The organism is Pseudoalteromonas sp. UCD-33C (assembly GCF_001306895.1).
Lineage (GTDB): Bacteria > Pseudomonadota > Gammaproteobacteria > Enterobacterales > Alteromonadaceae > Pseudoalteromonas.
This window is the reverse complement of record NZ_LJTB01000043.1, coordinates 1-541: the sequence shown is the minus strand read 5'-3', so window position 1 is coordinate 541 and position 541 is coordinate 1. Positions and strand designations below refer to the sequence as shown.

The following is a 541-nucleotide window of genomic DNA, read 5'->3' as shown; positions in this document are numbered from 1 at the left end:
GGCCATGATCCCGCCGGCGCGGTGCACATCCTCGATATGGTACTTCTGGGTGTTGGGGGCCACCTTGCACAGCTGCGGCACCTCACGCGAGAGGCGGTCGATATCGGTCATGGTGAAATCGACCTCGGCCTCCTGGGCGGCGGCCAGCAGGTGCAGGATGGTGTTGGTGGAGCCGCCCATGGCGATATCCAGGGTCATGGCGTTCTTGAACGCCGCCTTGGAGCCGATGGCACGCGGCAGCAGGTGCGCCTCGTTGCCCTCGTAGACCCGCTTGGCCAGTTCGACGATGCGATGACCCGCGGTCTCGAACAGGCGGCGGCGGTCGGCGTGGGTGGCAACCACGGTGCCATTGCCAGGCAGTGCCAGGCCCAGCGCTTCCATCAGGCAGTTCATGGAGTTGGCGGTGAACATGCCGGAACAGGAGCCGCAGGTGGGACAAGCGCTGCGCTCCACCTCGGAGAGGGTCTCGTCATCGACGCTGTCGTCGGCTGCCATGACCATGGCATCCACCAGGTCGAGGCCGTGGTCGAGCAGCTTGGTC

General features: G+C 66.0%; 1 protein-coding gene. It reads right to left on the bottom strand.

Annotation, left to right across the window (positions count from 1 at the left end; translation table 11 throughout):
• Positions 1-541, bottom strand: a 541-nt coding sequence (locus AOG26_RS20660) for a dihydroxy-acid dehydratase domain-containing protein (RefSeq protein ID WP_200907887.1), incomplete at both ends; no start/stop codon positions are given.